At 66.0% G+C, this 1582-nt stretch carries 1 protein-coding gene; it reads left to right on the top strand.

Features of this window, described 5'->3' with window-relative positions; all coding sequences use genetic code 11:
* Positions 1–293: 293 nt before the first annotated feature.
* Positions 294–1582 (top strand): phenylacetic acid degradation bifunctional protein PaaZ (gene paaZ, locus Q4E95_RS13730; protein WP_303383827.1); only part of this gene is annotated, 1289 nt, incomplete at its 3' end.

Here is a 1582-nt window from a genome sequence, read left to right as displayed (position 1 = left end):
ATGGTCCACGGCTCGTAGGGCTGGCCGTCCGCGTCCTCGAAGGGGAGCTTTTCGCGGTTCTTCCGGTTCTGGTCCGCGCGGATGTCCGCCGGGGTGGGGTCCTCGTGCATGGTTCCTCCTTAGCGTGGCGTCCGACGCCGCCGCGGTACGTTGCGTCCGCGAGGTGCCCGAGCGGCGTCGTTGCCAGAAAATACGGTGGTGCGCTGTTGTGACCTAGGTTATCCTGGACTAAATACTGACCGATCGTTCGGCTTGAAGTGTTGAGAAGGGACCGGCGCGTGAGCACCCAAACCATGACCCAGGACATCGAAATTCTCCCCAGCTACGTGAGCGGCCAGTGGTGGCGACCGGAGCACCCGGAGCGCATTGCGGACGTGAACAACGCGGCCACCGGCGAGCCCGTGGCACGGGTGAGCACCGACGGCCTGGACACCGCGGCCGCCATTGAATACGGCCGTACCGTGGGCCAGGAGAACCTGGGCACGCTGCGCATCCACGACCGCGCGTTGATCCTCAAGCAACTCGCGCAGTACCTCACCGAGCACAAGGACGAGCTCTACGAGATCTCCTACGCCACGGGCTCCACCGCCAAGGATCACTTGATCGACATCGACGGGGGCATCGGCACCGTGTTCACGTTCTCGTCCAAGGGACGCCGTGAACTGCCGAACTCCAACGTGATCGTGGACGGCGCCGTGGAGCAGCTTTCGCGCGACGGTTCGTTCCTGGGCGAGCACATCTACACCCGCATCCCCGGTGTGGCCGTGCAGATCAACGCGTTCAACTTTCCCGTGTGGGGCATGCTCGAGAAGTTCGCCCCGGCGTTCATTGCCGGCGTGCCGACCATTGTGAAGCCGGCAACGCCCACCGGGTACGTGACCGAGGCGTGCGTGCGCCTGATGCTGGATTCCGGTCTGCTGCCCGAGGGATCGCTGCAACTGATTTCCGGTTCCGCCCGTGACCTGCTCGATCACTTGGACGCTCGCGATCACGTGGCCTTCACCGGTTCCGCCGCGACCGCCAAGTCCCTGCGCTCGCACACCAACGTGCAGGACAAGGGTGTGCGTTTCACGGCGGAAACCGACTCCCTCAACGCCGCCATCATGGCCCCGGACGTGACCGCGGATTCGCCCGAGTTCGAGGCGTTCGTGAAGTCCGTGGTCCTGGAGATCACCGCCAAGGCCGGCCAGAAGTGCACCGCCGTGCGCCGTGTGATCGTCCCGCAGGACATCCGTTCGGAAGTCATCTCGGCCATTGAGGCTCGCGTAGCCGCACGCGCGACGGTGGGCGATCCGCGCTCCCCCGAAACCACCGTGGGTGCGCTGGCCTCCGCCGAGCAGCAGTCCGAGGTTGCCCGCTCCGTGCGCACCCTGATCGACTCCGGTGCGGTCGTGGAATTCGGCGGCCCGGAGGCACTGTCCTCGGTTCCCTCCGAGGGCGCATTTTTCCCGGTGACCCTGTTGTCCTTTGACAACGCCCGCACCCCCGCCGTGCACGAGGTCGAGGCGTTCGGGCCCGTCACCTCCGTGATCAGCTACAACGGCACAGTGTCCGACGCCGTGGAGATCGCCGCCCTGGGCGG

It is taken from the genome of Kocuria sp. (assembly GCF_030536815.1).
Classification (GTDB): domain Bacteria; phylum Actinomycetota; class Actinomycetes; order Actinomycetales; family Micrococcaceae; genus Kocuria; species Kocuria gwangalliensis.
The sequence above is the reverse complement of the archived record's forward strand: the minus strand, read 5'-3'. Positions and strand labels throughout refer to the sequence as shown.